28 protein-coding genes are annotated in these 18,647 nt (G+C 52.7%); 1 reads left to right on the forward strand and 27 read right to left on the reverse strand.

What is annotated here, in order from left to right:
• Position 1: 1 nt before the first annotated feature.
• The 12 genes from HMPREF3277_RS05140 to HMPREF3277_RS05195 all read right to left on the reverse strand — a co-directional run bounded on the left by HMPREF3277_RS05140 (position 2) and on the right by HMPREF3277_RS05195 (position 9,706).
• Complete coding sequence (locus HMPREF3277_RS05140; RefSeq protein ID WP_070870240.1) at positions 2–340, reverse strand: hypothetical protein; 339 nt, start codon at positions 338–340, stop codon at positions 2–4.
• Positions 337–597 (reverse strand): DNA helicase UvrD, encoded by a 261-nt coding sequence (locus HMPREF3277_RS05145; RefSeq protein ID WP_070870241.1) that lies wholly within the window; start codon positions 595–597, stop codon positions 337–339. The genes HMPREF3277_RS05140 and HMPREF3277_RS05145 overlap by 4 nt, the downstream gene beginning before the upstream one ends.
• 12 nt (positions 598–609) lie before the next feature.
• Positions 610–1,350: a hypothetical protein gene (locus HMPREF3277_RS05150; protein WP_070870242.1), complete on the reverse strand. Its 741-nt coding sequence runs from the start codon at positions 1,348–1,350 to the stop codon at positions 610–612.
• 32 nt (positions 1,351–1,382) lie between these two features.
• Complete coding sequence (locus HMPREF3277_RS05155) at positions 1,383–2,345, reverse strand: phage tail protein (protein ID WP_070870243.1); 963 nt, start codon at positions 2,343–2,345, stop codon at positions 1,383–1,385.
• Complete coding sequence (locus HMPREF3277_RS05160) at positions 2,346–2,924, reverse strand: phage tail protein (protein WP_039405073.1); 579 nt, start codon at positions 2,922–2,924, stop codon at positions 2,346–2,348.
• A gap of 5 nt (positions 2,925–2,929) precedes the next feature.
• Entirely contained in the window at positions 2,930–4,063 is a 1,134-nt protein-coding gene (locus tag HMPREF3277_RS05165; RefSeq protein WP_070870244.1) for a baseplate assembly protein, read from the reverse strand.
• The gene (locus HMPREF3277_RS05170; protein WP_070870245.1) at positions 4,054–4,431 is read right to left on the reverse strand and encodes a GPW/gp25 family protein; all 378 of its coding nucleotides are present in this window, start codon (positions 4,429–4,431) and stop codon (positions 4,054–4,056) included. The genes HMPREF3277_RS05165 and HMPREF3277_RS05170 overlap by 10 nt, the downstream gene beginning before the upstream one ends.
• Positions 4,432–4,503: 72 nt before the next feature.
• Positions 4,504–5,115, reverse strand: a complete 612-nt coding sequence (locus HMPREF3277_RS05175; RefSeq protein WP_070870246.1) for a phage baseplate assembly protein V — start codon at positions 5,113–5,115, stop codon at positions 4,504–4,506.
• Positions 5,102–6,199 (reverse strand): phage late control D family protein, encoded by a 1,098-nt coding sequence (locus tag HMPREF3277_RS05180; RefSeq protein ID WP_070870343.1) that lies wholly within the window; start codon positions 6,197–6,199, stop codon positions 5,102–5,104. The genes HMPREF3277_RS05175 and HMPREF3277_RS05180 overlap by 14 nt, the downstream gene beginning before the upstream one ends.
• On the reverse strand, positions 6,187–6,408 hold the full coding sequence (locus HMPREF3277_RS05185) for a tail protein X (protein WP_070870247.1): 222 nt from the start codon (positions 6,406–6,408) through the stop codon (positions 6,187–6,189). Before HMPREF3277_RS05185 ends, HMPREF3277_RS05180 begins: the two co-directional genes overlap by 13 nt.
• The gene (locus tag HMPREF3277_RS05190) at positions 6,405–7,301 is read right to left on the reverse strand and encodes a phage tail protein (protein WP_070870248.1); all 897 of its coding nucleotides are present in this window, start codon (positions 7,299–7,301) and stop codon (positions 6,405–6,407) included. Before HMPREF3277_RS05190 ends, HMPREF3277_RS05185 begins: the two co-directional genes overlap by 4 nt.
• A complete protein-coding gene (locus HMPREF3277_RS05195) occupies positions 7,301–9,706 on the reverse strand; it encodes a phage tail tape measure protein (RefSeq protein WP_070870249.1) in 2,406 nt (801 codons plus the stop codon). The genes HMPREF3277_RS05190 and HMPREF3277_RS05195 overlap by 1 nt, the downstream gene beginning before the upstream one ends.
• Before the next feature lie 48 nt (positions 9,707–9,754).
• Here HMPREF3277_RS05195 and HMPREF3277_RS05200 point away from each other — a divergent pair, with 48 nt between their 5' ends.
• Positions 9,755–10,060, forward strand: a complete 306-nt coding sequence (locus HMPREF3277_RS05200; protein ID WP_157058137.1) for a trehalose-6-phosphate synthase — start codon at positions 9,755–9,757, stop codon at positions 10,058–10,060.
• Here HMPREF3277_RS05200 and HMPREF3277_RS13605 read toward each other — a convergent pair.
• The 15 genes from HMPREF3277_RS13605 to HMPREF3277_RS05270 all read right to left on the reverse strand — a co-directional run bounded on the left by HMPREF3277_RS13605 (position 10,057) and on the right by HMPREF3277_RS05270 (position 18,629).
• Positions 10,057–10,200, reverse strand: a complete 144-nt coding sequence (locus HMPREF3277_RS13605; protein ID WP_042508297.1) for a GpE family phage tail protein — start codon at positions 10,198–10,200, stop codon at positions 10,057–10,059. The genes HMPREF3277_RS05200 and HMPREF3277_RS13605 overlap by 4 nt on opposite strands.
• 34 nt (positions 10,201–10,234) lie before the next feature.
• Positions 10,235–10,528 carry a phage tail assembly protein gene (locus HMPREF3277_RS05205; RefSeq protein WP_070870251.1) on the reverse strand — a complete coding sequence of 98 codons (294 nt, stop codon included), beginning with the start codon at positions 10,526–10,528 and terminating at the stop codon, positions 10,235–10,237.
• Positions 10,529–10,633: 105 nt separating this feature from the next.
• A complete protein-coding gene (locus HMPREF3277_RS05210; RefSeq protein WP_070870252.1) occupies positions 10,634–11,149 on the reverse strand; it encodes a phage major tail tube protein in 516 nt (171 codons plus the stop codon).
• A 22-nt stretch (positions 11,150–11,171) separates the two neighbouring features.
• Positions 11,172–12,578 (reverse strand): phage tail sheath family protein, encoded by a 1,407-nt coding sequence (locus tag HMPREF3277_RS05215; protein ID WP_070870253.1) that lies wholly within the window; start codon positions 12,576–12,578, stop codon positions 11,172–11,174.
• Positions 12,579–12,589: 11 nt separating this feature from the next.
• On the reverse strand, positions 12,590–13,087 hold the full coding sequence (locus tag HMPREF3277_RS05220) for a Gp37 family protein (RefSeq protein WP_070870254.1): 498 nt from the start codon (positions 13,085–13,087) through the stop codon (positions 12,590–12,592).
• Positions 13,087–13,512, reverse strand: coding sequence for a gp436 family protein (locus HMPREF3277_RS05225; protein ID WP_039405099.1), 426 nt, complete (start codon positions 13,510–13,512; stop codon positions 13,087–13,089). The genes HMPREF3277_RS05220 and HMPREF3277_RS05225 overlap by 1 nt, the downstream gene beginning before the upstream one ends.
• A 3-nt stretch (positions 13,513–13,515) precedes the next feature.
• On the reverse strand, positions 13,516–13,803 hold the full coding sequence (locus tag HMPREF3277_RS05230; protein WP_070870255.1) for a hypothetical protein: 288 nt from the start codon (positions 13,801–13,803) through the stop codon (positions 13,516–13,518).
• A 2-nt stretch (positions 13,804–13,805) separates the two neighbouring features.
• Positions 13,806–14,144, reverse strand: coding sequence for a capsid cement protein (locus tag HMPREF3277_RS05235; RefSeq protein WP_070870256.1), 339 nt, complete (start codon positions 14,142–14,144; stop codon positions 13,806–13,808).
• A 48-nt stretch (positions 14,145–14,192) separates the two neighbouring features.
• Positions 14,193–15,131, reverse strand: coding sequence for a major capsid protein (locus tag HMPREF3277_RS05240; protein ID WP_070870257.1), 939 nt, complete (start codon positions 15,129–15,131; stop codon positions 14,193–14,195).
• Positions 15,132–15,189: 58 nt separating this feature from the next.
• Positions 15,190–16,314: a 2-oxoacid:acceptor oxidoreductase gene (locus HMPREF3277_RS05245; RefSeq protein ID WP_070870258.1), complete on the reverse strand. Its 1,125-nt coding sequence runs from the start codon at positions 16,312–16,314 to the stop codon at positions 15,190–15,192.
• Positions 16,315–16,528: 214 nt separating this feature from the next.
• Entirely contained in the window at positions 16,529–16,870 is a 342-nt protein-coding gene (locus tag HMPREF3277_RS05250) for a Mor transcription activator family protein (RefSeq protein WP_210401155.1), read from the reverse strand.
• Positions 16,848–17,324, reverse strand: a complete 477-nt coding sequence (locus HMPREF3277_RS05255) for a gp16 family protein (protein WP_070870345.1) — start codon at positions 17,322–17,324, stop codon at positions 16,848–16,850. Before HMPREF3277_RS05255 ends, HMPREF3277_RS05250 begins: the two co-directional genes overlap by 23 nt.
• Before the next feature lie 169 nt (positions 17,325–17,493).
• Entirely contained in the window at positions 17,494–17,802 is a 309-nt protein-coding gene (locus tag HMPREF3277_RS05260; protein WP_159070298.1) for an HU family DNA-binding protein, read from the reverse strand.
• Positions 17,803–17,817: 15 nt separating this feature from the next.
• Positions 17,818–18,015, reverse strand: coding sequence for a hypothetical protein (locus HMPREF3277_RS05265; protein WP_070870260.1), 198 nt, complete (start codon positions 18,013–18,015; stop codon positions 17,818–17,820).
• Positions 18,016–18,017: 2 nt separating this feature from the next.
• Complete coding sequence (locus tag HMPREF3277_RS05270) at positions 18,018–18,629, reverse strand: DUF3164 family protein (RefSeq protein ID WP_070870261.1); 612 nt, start codon at positions 18,627–18,629, stop codon at positions 18,018–18,020.
• Between the last annotated feature and the right edge of the window lie 18 nt (positions 18,630–18,647).

Here is an 18,647-nt window from a genome sequence, read left to right on the forward strand (position 1 = left end):
CTTAAGCTCCTAAATTATTCTCAAGGGTTAAATTCCCCTCATAAACCACAGAGCGGATGCCCTTAACTTCAACCTGAACTTCATATCGCGCCCAACGCCATGTCCAAGCCGCCGTCTGCTCGGCTGTTAAAACTGTGCCGACGCCGCCGTCTGAATTGATTGTGTTGGGCTTGATAGTCAATGGAACTTTGACTGCATCCCCGCTGGTTGGTGTAATGACCAATGTCGCCGAATCCAAATGTTTAAGAGATGGATGTACATAACCTTTCCGATCCACAATAACGAAGGTTATCGGCATAGTTGTGCCGCGCTTCACTGCAAAATCAACGCGGGCAGTCATTTCAACCCATCCGGCAAATGCGCGCGTTGTTTTTCACGCAGGTAGGCCGCACGGCAATGGTCTTCCTGCCAAAAAAACAGTGCATTAACAGCGCGATACGCCATTCGGGCGACGCGGGTCGGCTGTGCCGCCAACACCGCACCTCGATAGACACGGCTGCTGACGGTTTCGTCCGGACTGCCTGCAATCATGGCGTTTGCGAGCTGGTCGGCGGCGATGGCGATATTTCTCATATAGTTTTTGATGCTTTGTTTCATACTCAGACGACCTTACAAGCTGATTTCGGTATTGATGGTGTTCAATTCGTCTAAGGTTTTGGCGGCTTCGATTTGTTTCTCGATTGCCTGCCTTTTGCCTGCGACGGTGGCACAAAGGGATTCATAGGCCAGGGTTTTTTTGAGGGCAGCCGCTTTGAGTTTGTCAGGATTGATGCCTCGTGCTTGGGCAATTTGGTCAAGGACAGGAGTTTGAGTGGAATTGTCCGCCTGCCATGCGCGGGCCTCGGATGCTTGTACTGGCCAGCTTTGCACTTCAAAAGTGGGAAGGTCATCCATGCCGCTTTGTTCGTTGACGATGGCTTGGGCACGTTGATTGAGGCGGGACAGGGCGATGACTTTTGCGGTGGCGAGTTTAGTCTCTTCTGCTTTTGTTTTTTTGATTTGATTTTCCGTCCATTTTTTTCCGTCCCATTCGCAATATTCTGACGGCGGGGCAATCATGGTCAAATCGTCTGAAAGGCTGCCGATTTGGTCGATAGTAACGGCTGTACCATCAGTTTTTCGGTAAGCGACTTTCCCGCGATGGTCTTCGAAGAAATCCCAACCTTCACCGTTCCATTGGGCGGCGCGGTCTTCGGTAATTTCGGGCGGGTTGGTATCGATGCAGCCGGCGGGAATCAGATAGCTGCCGTCGCGTGCCATGATGTCTAGATCGGCTGTGGTTTGGCCGATGTAGAGATGGTCGGCATCAAGTTGGCAAACGGGTTTTGTCCATTGGATGTTTTGGGTCATTTTTTTTACCTTTCTAAACGGTTTAAGGCGGCTTATGCCTTGATGCATGCCAGCAGGGCGATATTTCTAGGGCGGGTTTCAATGCCGCCAGCCGGGTCGGTTTGGCCGACAGTGTCAATCGATACGGTTGACGTATTGCTACCCCTGTCGGTGTCGGACATGCTTTTGACACCGATGCCGTGGCTGTGACTTCGGAATTCATCTGCCTGCCATGAGCCTATGACACGTCCGTTGTCGACAGTTCGCCCGTCATCCCAACTCCTGATAAATTCACCGCGCAAATCCGGGAGATTAAAGGTAGTTCGTCCGTCGCCTGCGCCATAAGTGGTGCCGATGAGGGCGAATAAGTTGGCATAGACGGTGCGCGACACTGCCGCGCCGTTTGCTTTTAGCCAGCCAAAGGGGACGGTGGTATGGGCAAAATAGGCGATTGCACCTGTCGGGACGCCGACGTTAAAGGTTTGGGTGTCTACTTTGGCGACCAGTCCGGGCGTGTCCCAGCCGATAGCAATCTGATGCGCCGCTCCGCCCAGCCCGATTGCGCCTCCGCGCTTGATTGAGTTGTCAAACGCCTTATTGAGCGCAAACGATGACGGGACGGTTGCAACCGTGTAGTCATCAGGGTTGTGGCTTACTTTGCGGGCGGTAATAATGTCTGACCCGTCGTACTGGAGCGTGCCATCATTCTTAAGCTGTATGCCCTTGTTTGTCTTTTTATTGCGGATGTAGCCGCCAGCGGCATCAGCGCCGATGTGAAGATAATTACCGGCATCAAACAATGCCTTGCTGTCGGATACGGTGATGCTTTTGTAAAAATTGGGGTCGTCCATGCGGGCTTTTACCCTGCCCAGCTCGTCATAAAGCCAGCGTGTACGGTTTGCCAGCTCCCGTGTCGGGCGGTTGTCGATACCGTTAGGGCCGCCCTGCACAGGGTCGGAGGTCTCCCATTGGTAAATGCCCGCCTCCCAGCGGCTTATCTCGCTTAAATTTGCCATCTATGCTGTCCCTCGATTAAACGTGCCGTCCCTTAATGCTTGTCCGTTGTGCCTCAAGGAGACGTGTTGGTAATCCAATGCCGCCAAAACACATCGGGCAGGTGCAAACGCCCGCAATGTGCGCCTCAGCAAGGCTGCCTGATCGTTGGTAATGGTATTGGTCATAATGATGCGGTAATGCGCCCAACGGTCTGTATGACCGTGTGTATAACTACCGTCACGGTGGATTTCGCCGTTGTGCAGCTTATTGCTTAAGCCCTCGACGATCTCGACCTCGCCGAACCCGAGACGGCGCACAATCTCGCGTATTGCCCAGGGTGTGCCTTTGTACCTGTGGAGCTGGTAGGCACCCTTGATGAGTTTGCGGCGGGTTTCATCGCTCTCGGCAAGCCAATAGCCGTCCTCGCCCAATATGCTTCGACTCTCCGCCAACAGTTCCAAATGTTCGGGCGCGACCAGCTCAGTCAAACGCGGCATCAGCTTGACCGCGTCAATGTCGCTCATCCTCAAGCCCAAATCGGCCAACATCCGATAACGTTGGTCGCGCTCGATAACGGAGGCATAACTCAGTGTTGCCATTGTTGCTACCCCTCTGCCGTTTCGGACGATGCCCGGATATTGACGGACGTACATCTTGCCCATTGGTCGGGCTTGACGACGGTTAGGGTCGGTTTTTTAAGGACTACGTTATAAACGCCAGCGACTTTTAAAACTGTTTGGATGTCTAAAGGCACAATATCCATGCCCAATTTTTCGCTTCGCGTTACTTCATACTCCGCCCATGCTTGTTTTGCTGCCGCCAAAACCTCGGCAGCATTAACCCCGGTATACAAAACCAGCTCTGCGTCCAGCGTATAGTCGATTGCTGTCGGAGCAGTTACGGTTACCGTGTCGCAAAGCGGACGGACGCGTTCTCCGGACAAAAACCTTTGCACCTCGCTCACCAACTCCGAAGACGGCAACCCGTTTTTGGTTAATAGCGTTACCCTTACTTGCCCCCCTATCGGGAGGCCGTCCGACCCCGTTAAATTGCCCACATGTACGTCGCAAATAGCAGGGCTGACACGGCGGGCAAAATACTCATAAGCCCCGACAGGGCCTGCAACGCTAAAGCTTTCGGGGGCAAGCAGGATGCGTTGGCGGTATGCCTCATCAGATTCTTCCGCCGCGCCGCCCGTCGGCACAGTAGTGTTGACGGCTGTAACGCCGTCAATCGGATTGATAAGCGTATTAACCTGCCCTGCGGCAAAACCATTACCGGACACGCCGGTTTGGAGGCAGATAGCCTCCAAATCCAAAGTACGGCTCGACGGCGAGAGCGTGCCGGATACAACCGTCCGAAACACGGTCGCCCCGGCGGCCACTTGAGTGCCTTGTACAATCAAAACAGGCTCCGCTTTGGCGGCAACCAACGTAAAACGGATGGTGCATCGGGCGGCAGAGGCCTCAAGCCGCGGGGTGTTGACGTCATCGCCGCACAAATCCAGCATCAACCCCGTTGCAAAACGCGGGTGCTGTTGGCGATAAGCTTCATTGAATGCTTTTCTCGCCAAAGTCTCGCGATAAGCGTAGGTATTGATGAGCAGCCGCTCGATGTGGGCGGGTTGCAGAGTTTTACCACTGCGGTTCTCATAGTCGGCAATGGTTTGTGCCAGCACTTCAGCGAGATCGTCTGGAACCACCTTAACCTCTTCCCGCTTAAGTTTGCTCAAATCCATACTGCCTGCTCCAAGATAATGTCTGTCGTATAAATCTCGCCCGCAACCTCATCTGAGACGCGCCAGTAAACCGTCATCGTCAGATGCGGCGCAGCGCCGCCGAAAATAATGTCTTCGACCACCACCCGCTTCTCCCACGTCTGTATTGCCAACATGGTCGAACGCACGATATTGGGGACAAACACATCTTCGGGGGTGTCCAGCCATTTGTAATGGTCGGAGCCGAAATCAGGACGGGTAACGTCCGCGCCTTTGCGGGTGGACAGGATATTGCGGATACATTGGTCGATGTCGTCCGCACCCTGAACCACGCCCGAACCTTCAGGTGCGAGCTGCCAGTGTTTTGAGATGGGCGCGGCGTAAAACATCAAAAAATCCCTGTATCGCTTATAGATACAGGGATTGTAGAGAAGGCCGTCTGAAACGCCTTTTAATGCGGTTTAATGATTTTTCGGCTCGCCGGTTTGTCCGCCTGAATCGCCGTCATGGATGTGCTTGCCGATATTGATGCCGTTGACGATAAGTTCGCCTTCAATGATGACTTTACCCTTAATATTCGCCGCCTCACCTCCGCCGGCATTACTGGCCGTCAAACCTGCGGTATAAGTCAACAGCCCTTTTACCGTCGCATTGCCCGTGATTTCTGTCTCCGGTGATTGGATATCTACTTTTTTCGCCGCTTTTATTCGGACTTTACCCGGCGTCTCAACGACTACTTCGCCGCTACTGCGGTCATGTGAGATGACCGTGCCATTGGTAAACCGTTTGACCCATTTGTTTTGGTCGGATACCGGTGGCTTATCTGAGGCATTGTAAATCGCGCCGATAACGCAGCCGGTCTCACCCCGCACATCCAGCAGGCAGACAACCAGTTCGCCCACATCGGGGAGGCTGTAAAACCGGTTACCGCCCGCCGCAGGGGTCGCCATAGGTAGCCAGTCGGTTACCATGTCGTCGAGTACGGGAATTTTTACCCGCAAGCTGTGCGCCGCCGCATCAATCGCCGATACAATGCCAAATTGCATCGTTGCCGTAAAATCATGAGTGTTCATTGTTTTCCTCCTCGTCTGCGACATACTCCGTCATTTTGATCTCCAATTCGGTCGTCCATCCGCCGTGGCGCGTGAAATCATGTCTTGATTGCTTGACCAGATATTTACCTGAGAACTTGCCAAATCCTTTAAGCCGTACCATTTGACCTGCCACCAACAGCGCATTGCCGACCAGTGTAACGGTACCCGCACATTGGTCGTCCTGCGCATCTGCCAATTTGGCATCTGCCCTGGCATTTAATTGGGCGGTACTCTCCCCCTTATTAGGCACGATACGTAATGTATCGCCCGTACTGCCGTGTTTGGCTTTGCCGCGTCTTGATTTGCTGCTGCGGCTCGCCGACACGGTCTGTTTGGATTTAGGGTCGTAGCCTTTGACATCTACTTTAGACGGAACCCCCTTAATCAAATCGCGCAGGCGGATACGGATGATGTCCTCGGGCAGCAATACGGCAACGGCAGGACGCTGTTTTAGTTCGGTATTATCGGCAAATACCAGTTTGTTGCCGACGATTTTAAAGCTGTGGCCGTACTCCTGCGCCAAACGTGCCAAAAACTCGATGTCGCGCTCTTGGTACTGCGTAACACGTTTGATGGGGATGTTTTTGACCGTACCCGTTACCTCCAGCTTCAAACGGCCTGCCACCTGACGGACAATGGCGGCCAGAGTCGTGTTTTCATACGCCTTACCGCGCAAAGTGCGGCTAGACTTGGTAATCCCGGTCGATAGGGCCTTCAGGCTGACCGTCGACGGCGGATGGTTGTACTCAATCTCGGCAATCTCAAATTTGCCAAAAGACAACAGCCCGGTAAATTGGTCGCCCAGGCTCAAAGACAAAGCATCACCCTGTTCGGGATACCAATGACGCAGCCAGCGTCCGTCCGCATCCTCAAACTCAACCTGCAATTCGTCCGACTGCCCCTCAAGATAATCGGTATAGCTAAACGAAATCAGATAAGGCGCGACATCTGCCGTTATATCCTTGTCTTCGTAAGACAGGACAAAATCGGGCATGGTAACCGGATGAGTGCTGCCTCCGCCGTCAAGGCCTTTTGATTTTAAAAACGCACCTAACGCATCCACCACGGTAGCTCCTCTTGGTTGTTTTTCGGCTTAGTTTCGAGGACAGGGACAAAGACCGTTAGGCCGCCCGTAAACTCCTCCGCCAACGGCAAGTGAGGATTGGCCGCAATCAGGCCGTCAATCAACAGCGCATTGCCGTAATGCTTGTGCGCAATCAAATCCCAGCGGTCGCCGTCTTGGGTGGTGTAGCGTATTACCGCACTCATCATTTATCCTTTCTTGCCGCCAACCAGCCGGTCAAAGCCTGGGCAGCGGCAGAGCCGTTTGCCATCGCATCAGATGCCTCGGCAACACCTTCCCCGACAGCAGTCAGCCAGCCGCCGATGGAGCCGCTCTCATACCCGGCACGCAATGCACCGACGGCACCGCCCAGCCTGTTGGCCGCTTGCCCGGCCTGCAATGCAAATTCAGCCGCGCCTTTTATGTCGCCGAAAACCGCTGTTACCTCCGGCAAGGCATTGAGCCGTCCTAAAGTGCTGCCGCCAATATTGAGTGCGTCCCCTAACAGGTTTAATGCCCCTGACGGGTCGTTTTTCAGATTTTTGGCAGCCTGTATCAGATTCTGCATATCGCTGATGCCCGCTTCGGCGGCGCGGTAAATTTTCACACCTTTTTCCACCGCCGAAATCAATTTGCCCGCTTTTGCCTGCACGCTCTCCGGCAATAAGGACAGGAGCGGATTTTGACCACCCGACTTGACTGCCGGGGTCGGGAGCGGATTATTCGGGTCGCCGACAAACTGGGTCAGCTCCACATCCAACTCACGCGCCGCCGTCCGGCCTTGCGCGTCCTGAATCAACGTGCGCTCCGTCAGCCGCTCAAGCACAAACCATCCGACAAACCGGCCGCTGCCGTAAACCAAAGACACCGCCTGCTGCGCTTCCAAAGCCGACAGCAGCCCCTTATAAGCCGTATCGGGATTACCCAGCCGCCAATGCAGCTTGAGCGAAAAACGCAGCGTCGTCAGTTCGTTTTGCAAGGCCTGCAGGCGCGGACGGCCTTTCAAGACCTCATGCTTGGCAAAGTTTGCCGAATGTTCCGCCTCAAGCGATGTAAAGCTGTTTAAAAGCTCAAAGCGTACCTCGCCCAACATCGCATACATCAATAAGCCCTCCGTGCTTTGTCGTCCATCATGCGGCGAAACATTGCCTCAAATTCGCGCAAACCGATTTGCAGCGCAGCCTCAATCTGCTGAGGATTACCGCCCGGCGCATTGATGGTTGGGTTGTAATTGATGGTCATCCCACCCGTTGACTGGGAGCTGCGTGCATCCGCAAATGCAGTGCGGCCAGATGATACCCGCGCTGCCATTTGTCCCATATGCTCTGCAAAACCGCTTTTCAGACGACCAGCCGTATTGGCCACAGAAGCGATTGGACGTGACGCACCTTTGTCTAAACCTATTTGCAGCCCCTCCATCATCCATCCGCCGAAACGTCGGAAAACACGGCTGGGCGAATGAATGCCCATTACACCGGCAAAAGTTTGCTTGAGAGATGCGGCCTGTTGTGCAAACCAAGTTTTGACCGATTCAATTTTTGATTTGAGACCGTTCCACAGCCCCTGGATGATATTGGCACCAAACTGGGTAAAGCTGGACGGCAACTGTACGCCGAACCAAGACATAACAGAGGCAAACGACTGATAAAACAACCCTAACGGCGACCAGTTGATAATCTGCGCTGAGATATTGCCTATGCCGCTATTGAAAAATGCCTTGATGCGTTCCCAACACGTACCGAAAAAAGAGGCTATGGAATTAACTACGCCGCTGATGAAATTACTTAAATCTTGCCACAATGCTTTTGCACCACCGACTACACCATCCCAGTTTTTATAAAGCAGATAAGCAGCAACACCAAGGAGTGCTAAAGCAATGCCAATAGGCGACATTAATAAAAACCTACCCAGACTCATCAGACCACTACCCAACAGTGTTGCCGCCGTTTTTACTACACCGAAAATACGGGCCAGCGCACCAATGCCTGATTTAAACCTGATAACAGTGGCAAGCCAGTCAACGCCGAGTAAGGCTTTTGCAAGCCTGAACGACACCATCAACCCGGACAACTCATTCCCGACAAAACGGAACATTAGCCCACCGACCTTCAACGCCGCAAACCCTGCCGCAAGATGCACGAGTGCGGATACAACTTCGGGATTTTTTGATGCCCAATCTGCAAAACTGTTTATAATCGGGCGGATGGTCGTCATCAGCTGATTGAGCGCGGGCAACAATACACTGCCCGCTGTGATACCGATTTCCGTCAAACTATTTTTAAAGATTTGCCAGTTGTTTGCTGTCGTGGCAGACCTGGCGGCAAACTCTTTATCCATACTGCCGATAAACGCAGGTTTACCGTCTTTTGAGGTTTTTTTGAGTTCATTGATTGATTTCTTATAGGTCTCCAACCCGCTAACCAATACCGCGACATCATCGGCATATTCCAAGCCGAACAAATCAACCAGTGCGCCCATTTGGTTTTCTTTAGGCAGTTTTCCGACCTGTTTCAAAAAGTCCATCAACGCCTGCTCGCCGTTTTCCTTGATGGCTTTCTTCAAATCTTTTGATTCCATCCCCATATTTTTCAGGGCTTTTTGGAATTTCGCTCCTTGCTTATCCGCAGTCATCAATTTGGTCAACATACCGTTAATTGCCGTACCGGCGATTTCAGGCGTTTTGCCTAGGCTGATAAACGCATTGGATAAAGAGGTCGTCTGAATTTCAGTCAACCCAAACTGTTTGGCAACGCCCCCCACTCGACCGAGCGTATTGATAATATCGCCCGCCTTGGCAGGGCTTGAGTTGGACAAATGATTGACTGCATCGCCCAGTTTGCCGATTTGGTCGATTGGTATCTGATAGACATTGGCAAGTTTTGCCATGCTGTCACCTGCCTGATCGGCAGCCATGTCGAACGCTACCGACATCTTGGCGATGGTCTCTGTGAATTTAGGCAAGTCTTTGCGCGCCACGCCCAGCTGACCGCCTGATGCAGTGATTTTTGCCAGCTCTGTCCCTGCCATAGGGATAGTGCGTGTCAGGCGCAAAATGTCCTGTTCCATTTCCTTAAACTGCTTGGGCGTATCAAAATCAACGACCTTTTTGACATCTGCCATTGCCGATTCAAATTCGACGGCCAGTTTCACCGGGAATGCCACCCCCGCCACAGCTCCGGCTGCTCCCCAAAATTCGTCTTTGATCGCGCGGCGGCGGTCGTAATGAGCCTGTTTCTGCTGCTGCAAATCAGCAACGAGGCTGCGTTTGCGGTTAATTTTGGCGATAGTTTGACCAAGCTGGTCATATTCTCGTCTAAGTTCGCCAACACGTTTGCGGCTCATCCGTAGAGGATTTTGCAACGTTTCGCCAAGCAGGCTTTGCCGTGCCGCCAGACCTTTGACTGTTTTATCCAAAACGTCCAAAGACGACTTGACTGATTTGATACCGGCAACTGCACCACCGACCGATGCGCCGATGGTAATACCTAAAGAAAAACCGCTTGCCATATGACTGCCTGCAATTTAGAATTTATTCAAGAAAAGAAAGGGATGTCCATGTATATCAACAGCAAATATGAAACTGTGTTTGACCGCGTCAGCGACCTGGCGGCAAAAGGTCTGTTTGCCGTTTATATGCTGGGCATTGCTTGGGCTGTTATAACTAATACGCCTGCCGACCTTGCCGTCATGTTGCCCGTTCTGCTGCTGGCATGTTTTTTAGGGGCAATAGCTTGGTTGCTTGTCGGATTCATTCCGACATTTATTGTCGGAGTGCTGGTTGGCGGTTTATCGGCTGCAACAATATTTATTAAAGACAAAATCAAAAGCCGCACCGCGAACGGCACGGCTCTGAAATTCTAAATCCCGCCTCTTCGATAACCCGCCTTCATTTGGCGGGTTGCTTCTTTCTGCCAGTCTTCAAATTCATCCAGCGGCAGCGTATAAACCTCATCCACGCTCCAACCGAACCACCATGCCAAATCAGCAGCGGCAGACAGCAACTGCCGCTGCGCTTCAGACTTTGAAAGAGGTGGACTATTTGTCTTGGTCGGCTTCCGTGAATCGGCGAAACGTTTCCTGCAACTGTTTCCAGTCCACCAAATCCAAACAATCCAAGTCTTCGGGAATCATTCCCGTCATGCGGGCAAACAGGGCCAGCTCCTGCTCCGCCTCATTCGTCAGATGCGAGACGGCGCGCAAATCACCCACACACAGACGGCGGACGGTTACCTGCTCCAACATCTGACCCGTCGCCAGTCTGACCGGATATTTCAGTTTCACAACGGTATTTACACCCAAATCTTCTTGCAACTGCTTGGCTTCATTCATTTTTCATCTCCAAAACGTTTATAAAAATAAAAAATCACCGTATCGGTAAAGATACGGTGATTGTGTCAAAGGTCGTCTGAAACGGCTTTTAATCCGATTTAAAGATTAAGCGCCAATGTTTTTACGCATTTGGCTCAAAACGTCCTGACCGTCCACGCGGTAGATGTTTTTGAGCGCGTTGTAATACAGCACTTCGCGACCGCCGACGACTTGACGGACTACTGTCGCCTGGTAGGTTGAGCTGAATTCCGCCTTTTCCTTCGGCTTGTAGCCGCCTAAAGCGTTTTTTGAAAACATCGCCGTTACCGTAGTTACGATGGGAACTTCTTCCGCCAAACCTGCCGCATTGAAGGTTTGCAGGTTACCGCGCACCATCAGTTGCACGGCCTTGAATGGGTTGGATGCCTTCTTCGCCACCTCGGGATAAAAGCTGTTCCAAGTAACTTCGCCTTCCAGGGCTTCGACGCCGTTTGGCAGCTTAATCGTGCCAACCATACCCAGACCGGTAAAGTCGTCCTGGCCAAACTCAAACTCAGGCAATTTAAATTCGGATGCATTACCCAAAAGGCTGTTGCCGTCGATATAGATGTTGGCATTGTAGATTGCATTGATTGCAGACATATTTCTTCCTTTTCAGACGACCTTAGTTAGCCGATACCAAATTGATAAGATACTTGCGAGTCATCACGCTGGTATTGGTAATACGCTCGGCCGGCAGTTTCGGCGTGTAGTCGTAAACGATGGGGACCTGACCTTTGCTAAACGCATCAACCAAATCGTATTCATAGTCCAAATCCACCGAGAAGCCCACAATAGATTTAAGCGTAGACATATAGGTGCGGACGCTCTCAAGCAGGCTGTCAATCAAGGCATTCGGATCGTCTGCATCAATCGGTTTGTCAACATACTGCAACTCTAAACGACGGATAGACTCGTCAATAATGTCGCCGGTGCGTTGCGCCACCTCAAAATTTTTAATATGCGATGTAGTCGGGAAGCAGGCAAGGCGGTTACCCCACATACGATAGCCTGTACCGTAGGAATTAAATACAGTCGTAATGCCTTTTTCATTCAGACGGTTGGTTTCGGACTGTGGGTCGTCCGCACGGGCGGTCAGACCGATTTCCACGCCCGTTACGCCCAAGAGCTCGCGGTTGGAGATGCTGAACCAGTAGCCCTGTTCCACATCGGTTTTCATTCGCAGGCCTGCGGCGTGGGTGGCAAGGTTTTCAAGACCGAGCAAACCGACGACATATGGATAAAAGAGCTGGCAGCGGTCGGACGATGTCTGAAAATTAATCGTACCTAACGGACCACGACCTTCGAGAGCTTTGCTCAGGCTCGTACCTTGCGGAGCAGCCACATAAGCAATGGCCTTCAGCTTGCCCGCAATGACTTCCATCGCCGCGCGCACATTGGCATGGCGATCAAAATCAGGCGCAATAATGATTTTGGCGTCCGCGCCTTGGCGGTTGAACCCTTCCGTCAACAGCTCTAATCCAGTCCGTTTGCCTGTAGCGGCAACGTAAGCACCAATGATGTCGGCAGCCTGAACCTTGGTCGGGTCGGTATAGGTATAACTGATTTTGGGCGAGTTAGGTTTGGTTTTGTAGGTAATCTCACCTGTCAGGGTGTTGATGGTGTAGTGCGTGTTTTCGGTCAGCGTATTGCCGCCGTCCGTCAGTGTGTAGCCGCTTTGCAGAGCAGGCTTGGCAGTTTTGGCTGTCAAGGTGTCAGGATCAACCGTCAATACTTCGTTGCTGACGGTTGTCTTATGTTTGGCGGGGTCGCAAACATTGACAACATAGGCGACACCGCTGCCGTAGCGCGTCCAAATGTGTGCGGCATCCGGCAGGGTAAAGCCTTGAGCGGTCAGCTCGCCGCCGAATTGGCCAAAGTCTTTCTTCGTTTGACATACAGTCAGCTCGTTGACCGCACCGACCGGCGCAGTGCCGACGATAGCGGTAATTGCGCCGTCAACGGTATAGACGGGATTGGAGCCGCCGTCGATGCGGATGGTCTCCGTGCCGTGATGGTAGGCTGCTGCCATGATGGATACTCCTATTTTTTAGGTTTTAAATCGGGGTTGAGGTCTTGGTCGGGGCGGCGGTAGTGGGCAGCGATGAAAAGCGGGCGTTTTTCTTTGCGGCAGACTTCGACCTGCTGGGTTTCGGTCTGCAAAACCAGCTGATACTGCCATGCACCCGCATCCTCGGCCAAAAACTCCTCGCTGATAAGGTGGCAGGGCTGGCAGTTCGGCGGTGCGAAACCAACCATAGCAAGACGTGTCTCATCCAAGATGGCCAAAGTGCCGTCATCCGCATTAAGGCTGCTGCCAAAGATGGTCAGCATCAGCCTGACATCGCGCTGCTGCGCAATACGACCGAGCTGCTCAATATCGCCAAATTTACTGCCGCCGTAGCCGACCAAGATTGCCCCGACGGGATGGATAAATTGGTATTCGGACGGACGCTCGGGGAAAGCCTCAACGCTGACCCACGGGATAGCTGCCTGCAAATGCTCTACTACCGCATCAATAATCGGACGTGTCGCGCTCATTAGTAGCCTCCCAAATCCATTTTGTCGCGCACTCGGACGTGATATGCGCCCGGCTCAGGTTGCGACGGCTTGTCCAATGTGGCGATACCGATATGGATTTTGCCGTCGCGGATAGACTCAAGTGTTTTAATCGTCGTGTTGTAGGCGGTTTCCAGCGGTTTCGGAAAGTCGGCGCGGTTGATTCGGCGGCTGTGCAAAAAATGGCGGGCAATGTTGATGCATAAAGGCTGCAACACCGTCGGCGTTTCCGCCAAAGGCAGCACATATCTGCCACGCAGGTATCCGTCCACCAAATCGCAGGCATAACGCACTGCCGCATCAATGACCTGAGCGTCGGGTTCCGTCCCGCGCGCATTGTCGTTGGTCAGTTGTACCAACTCCATTTTGCCCATCGCAGCCGTCAAATCATCCGCACCAATATACATGGCTTACTCCGCCTCTTCGGCTGCTGCCGGTTTTTTACCGCGTTTCGGTTTTTCAACTTCGCCCGCAGCGGCATTGCCTGTATCATCTGACGGCGTATCCTCGGACGGCGGAGTGCCATTTTGTTGCGCATCCGGCTCTTCGCCGGTTGTCAGTGTCGGGGTAACGTGTGCCGCAACTGATTCGTACTGCTCCGCTGTCAATTCGACCGCTTCGCCGGCTTCGACGCGGAATTGGCCGCCTTGGGCGTTTTCCAAAATTAACGGGGTGTTTGCGATATAAACTTTAGCCATGATCAGCCTTTCAGAAATACTTGGATGATTTCGCCCGCCGCCGTTGCCGCAGAGCGCGCCGTACCGGCAATCTTGGCATTACCTGCCGCCTTGACTGCCGCGCCTTGCGCATCGGCTGCCACCTCATCGCCAACGGCAATCGTGCCGCCTGCCTCGACCAAGGCGATACCCAATACATCAACGGCCAACATTTCGCCCGCATCCGCATCCAAAGTAGCAGTACCCAGCACTTTCACACCGGCGGCGGCCTGTTTGCCTGCAAAATCCACAAAGCGGTTTTTGACCACCTTGCCTGATGTTTTGACCGTGGTTACCAAGACCACTTGTTTCGTTTGTGCCATTTTTCTCTCCACAGGTCGTCTGAAGCCTTTCAGACGACCTTTTACTTATCAAGCAACCGCGTTTTCAAACAAGAACCCGCATGCACCGCCGACCACCGCCGCTTTGCGGATGTCGGTATAGCGCGCGTATTCCACCTTGCCGCCGACCTCTTCGTAGCGGTCGACTACCGGCATACCGCGACGGCGGAAGGTATAGCCAAAGCTCGGCTCACCCTCGTCATTGCCACCGGAAGCTATATTCGGACGCACAATCAGGCTGGCGAATTTGCCCCAAATATCTTGGGTGGCCTTATTGGCGGCAGGTGTAGATACCGCCTCGCCGACGATAATTTCGTCCAGCTCCAGCAGGTTTTTCAGCTGCTCGACCGTGAGCAGGGACTTGCGTTCATTCGCACCCAGCGCGCCGATGAGCTTCTCGTGGCGTTTCAGTGCCGCCAACACGCTTGCACCAACCACCAGCACCGACGGGCGTACACCGCAGCCTGCGCGAACCGTTTCGCGGGCGGTTTCAATGTCTGCCAACGGATCAGAGTTTTTATCGCTCCATTTTTGGGTGGAGGCCAAATCTTTGCTGAAACCTGACTGATAAACCGATTTGTTTTGCAGGAGGGCGGCAGTTTCGATTTCCTGCCGCAGCTGCACGCCCTTGACCACGCGGCGTGTTGCCTTGGCGCGCTCGTCGTACATGGATTCCGCTTGTTCGCGGTAATCCACACCGGCGGCCAAATCATGTTCTTCCAGCACGACCGGCATAAAGTTTGGCGAGTCCAGCGTAATCACATTCGATGCCGCGCCGACCGCACGTTCGGTCTGATATTCGACAAACGAACCCTTGCCGAACACAGGCACACGCAAGCCTTCTTTGTCAGCAAAAACCTCCGGGAAGATTTTCTCGGCAATAAAATCCGCCTGCTTGTAGCCCAGTGCGAGCTTGGTCAAAACCGGATCAAGCTGGCCGCGCAGACCGCGCAAATGAGATGCACTCATGTTTTATCCTTTTTTAGGTCAAATGCGACGACGTCGTCGCATTTGATGGGTTGATGATTTAAGCAATAGTACGGCGGGCAGCCTCTTCGTAAGGGATACCTTCCTTCGCCGCCAATGCCAATGCACGTTGGTGATGGCTCAAGGCTTCCGGGTCCGACGCTTCGGCAAAGTCTGCCGCCAATCCTGACGGCGTTTCGCCTTTAGCCATCTCGCCGCCCTGAATCTGCTTAGGCAGGACAGCGGTAAAAAACGCACGCAGCGCATCAGACAAAGGCTGCTTCTTACTGCCTTCACCGAAGTCGGCGGTTACGTCGGCGGGGTATTCAGCAAAATCCAAAACCTTGACGACCAAATCCTTGTCGGCAGGTTTCAGACGGCCTGTCTTGACCAAGCCTTCGGCATATTCGACATTCTGCTCATGCGCACCATCGCGCAGGGCGGTATGCTGCTCGTCTTGCAGCTTTTTCAATTTCGCCTTCGATTCGGCGGCCTCCTTCTCGGCAGCTTCGCGGGCGGCCTTTTCGGCTGCAAGCTCTTGTTCCAACGACATAGGGGTCTCCTTGTTTTCATGGTTTTCTGGGGGTGGGGGTGATTCGGTAAATTCGGCAGGCGCATGGGTTTGAGGCACGGCAGCCAATTCTTTAATTGCCTCAATTTGCCAGTCAGGCAGCACTTTATCGGCTTCTTCCAGACCGAAACGGCCGATAAACCAGTCTCTGAAACGGCTTAATAACGAGGCTGTCTGAAGGTGTGCGTCTTCGGCAAACTCGACATAAACTTCGCCCTCGGCAAAACTGATGGCGGACAAACCCTTGACTGCGGGCGGTTGCGCGCCCAAAAAGCCGACATGGCGTAGCGTCCAAACACCCGGTTTAGGATTGTTCGGGCTGGTTGGCGGGTAAAAACTTGCCGACACTTTTTTATATCGTCCGGCTTTAACCAAATCCGCAAAGCCTTCATCAACTTGGGCAAAGTCCGCCGTCAGCACGCCGTTTTGCACACCAAGCGACTTGACCCAGCCGTAGGCGGGCGCATCTGCCTTGGGATGCCCGACCACAATAGGAGCCTCATGCACCTTCGGGTCATATGCTTGGGCAGCGGCGGCAAGGTCGGCCTCGGTAATCGTTACCGTATTGCCGTTTGCATCGGTGCGCGTTCCTGCACGGAAAATTTCGTAAGACATAAAAAAGCCTCATCGGATGGATGAGGCTATTGTGGCAAAGACCGTCTGAAACCGCTTTTAATGCGGCTTAAAGAATGATTGTTCAAAAAGGCGTTAAAATCGCGTTTTTAGAGCGTTTTACCATTGGGATAGGCAAACCCTTATCCGAGCCGACAAATGCGCTAAAAAAGCGGTCAGGACGAATCCTGACCGCTATCTTGAATAAATCGGGTAATCACACAAACAAATCTCCCTGATTTTTTGCCCGCTCCGCCAACCCGACCTCCTTGACGATGCGGTAGATGTGCTGGACGGTCAAATCATATTTGCGGGCAAGCTCCACATGATTCTTGCCGTTAAACTCCTTATAAATCTTCAGGTCGCGCTCGGATACCCTGCCCAAAAGGTTTTTGGGGAAATAAATCAACTGCCCGCCCCAGTTGCTGGTCAGATGATGAGACAGCTTTTTAGATACCTCGACCGCCTGCTGCCGCTCCATCGGCAATACCGACATCAAGCAGGCGACCGCCTGGTCTTCCAAGTCCGCCACCAGCTCAGGCACTCTGTTGTCCGCCATTTTCCACCCTCACTTTCCACTTCTTCAAATGCTCGATGACCCGTATCGCGTCATCAGTCCCTAACCATCCATGATAATCTATGCCCGTCATGCGTTTGACAAATCGAGCCAGGCTCAATTCAGACGGGCTTCGCACTGCGCCCAAATGGTGCAGCTCCAACCAAAGCGCGCGTATCTTTTTGACCTGCGCCTCCATCATGCGGTTTGGCATATGCACCGGCAAATCAGGCTTGCTTGATGTCGCCTGCGCTTTTGTGGTAACCACAAAACCCCGCATCTTCATCGCCCGTACGGCAAGCTCCAACTCCTCGACCGATAACTTGGTACTGCTCGTCTTGCCGCATGACAGGTTGGCGAGCAGCGCGCGGTATTCGCCATCGTCCATCATCAACTGGGTTTTGGCCACATGGATGAGCCGTATCAACCGCTGTTTTTTCTGAGCACGGGTTTCCATTTCCAGCCCCCTAAGAACCTCAAAAAAGTGAAACAACGTTTCACTTTTTTCAAGAAAATCAATAAATAATGATATTCTATTCGGGATTTTTGCGCAGTGCAACTAAAACGAAAGGACGCAAAAAAGGTCGCCTGAATCTCTTCAGACGACCTTTTAAACATCAGCGGCTTTAACGGTTCACCGCTTCTTTCAACGCCTTGCCTGCACGGAATTTAGGCGTTTTTCGTGCCGCGATGGTCAGCGGTTCGCCCGTTTTCGGGTTGCGGCCTTTGCGCTCGGCAGATTGGGCGGTGTGGAACGAGCCGAAGCCGACCAACGTAACGTCTTTGCCGTCCTTCAGCGTCTGCGTTACCACGCTGATAAACGCATCGACAAATTCTGCTGCATCGCGTTTGTTCAATTCCGCCTCATCGGCGATGGCTTGGATTAATTCGGATTTATTCACTTTTTGACTCCTATTTAGATTTAAATACGGCAGACCGTGCCGCGCGGTTTATTGGATATTGACTAACTCCAGCTCTTTGCCGGTTACCTGTCGAATTTCTCGGTTAAGGATGGCCAGACACAAAAGGCCTGCACTTTGGGCGATGCTGCCACCGTCTTCGTCATCCTTCGGCATCGGTTCGTCCGAAGTCAGCTTGACAAACAGGCCGCCCGACTGATCGCTGATGAGGATATTTACCGTCGCCATGTTCACACCTTCGCAAAATCCAAATTAATCAGTTCATACTCGTCCGTTTCGTCGTTGCGTTCGTAAAAGCGGATATATTCGCGGCTGGTTTGGACGTGCAGGCTGTCGGAAAGAGCTTGCATGGCGTGCTGCCATTTTTCGTCTTCGATTTTGAGGGTACGCAACTCCAATACGCGTTTGACATTGATTTTGCCTTCGGCATTGACGTTAAACGCCTTCTGTACAATCGCTTTCAGATTCACGTTCGCGTCTTTGGTGTAGTCGTCGAGACACTCGTCAATCAAAGCTTTAGCGGCTTGGATGCGCTCGTCGAACTGCAGCACGTCATGATTGGCAATTAGAATTCTGTATTTGCCGTCAAAGCTGTGCAGAGTAGTATTGCCTTTGACACTGCGCTTCACACCATACTGTTCCACACTCATATCGATAAAGGCGTTAGCTTCAGCCATTGCTTCACGTTTGAGTGTTGCCAGCTCTGTCTTCACAGGCAGCACTTTGGCAACCAACTCACGCACCAAATCGTCGCGTAAAAGGTCGATTTCCTTGATGGCGGATACTGGCACCAGCGCACCGCGCGCGTCCTTGCGGTATTGACTCATGTCCAAATCGTTCATAGCCTTTCCTTTCTCATT

Source organism: Neisseria sp. HMSC70E02, from assembly GCF_001838645.1.
In the GTDB taxonomy this organism is placed as follows: Bacteria; Pseudomonadota; Gammaproteobacteria; order Burkholderiales; family Neisseriaceae; genus Neisseria; species Neisseria macacae.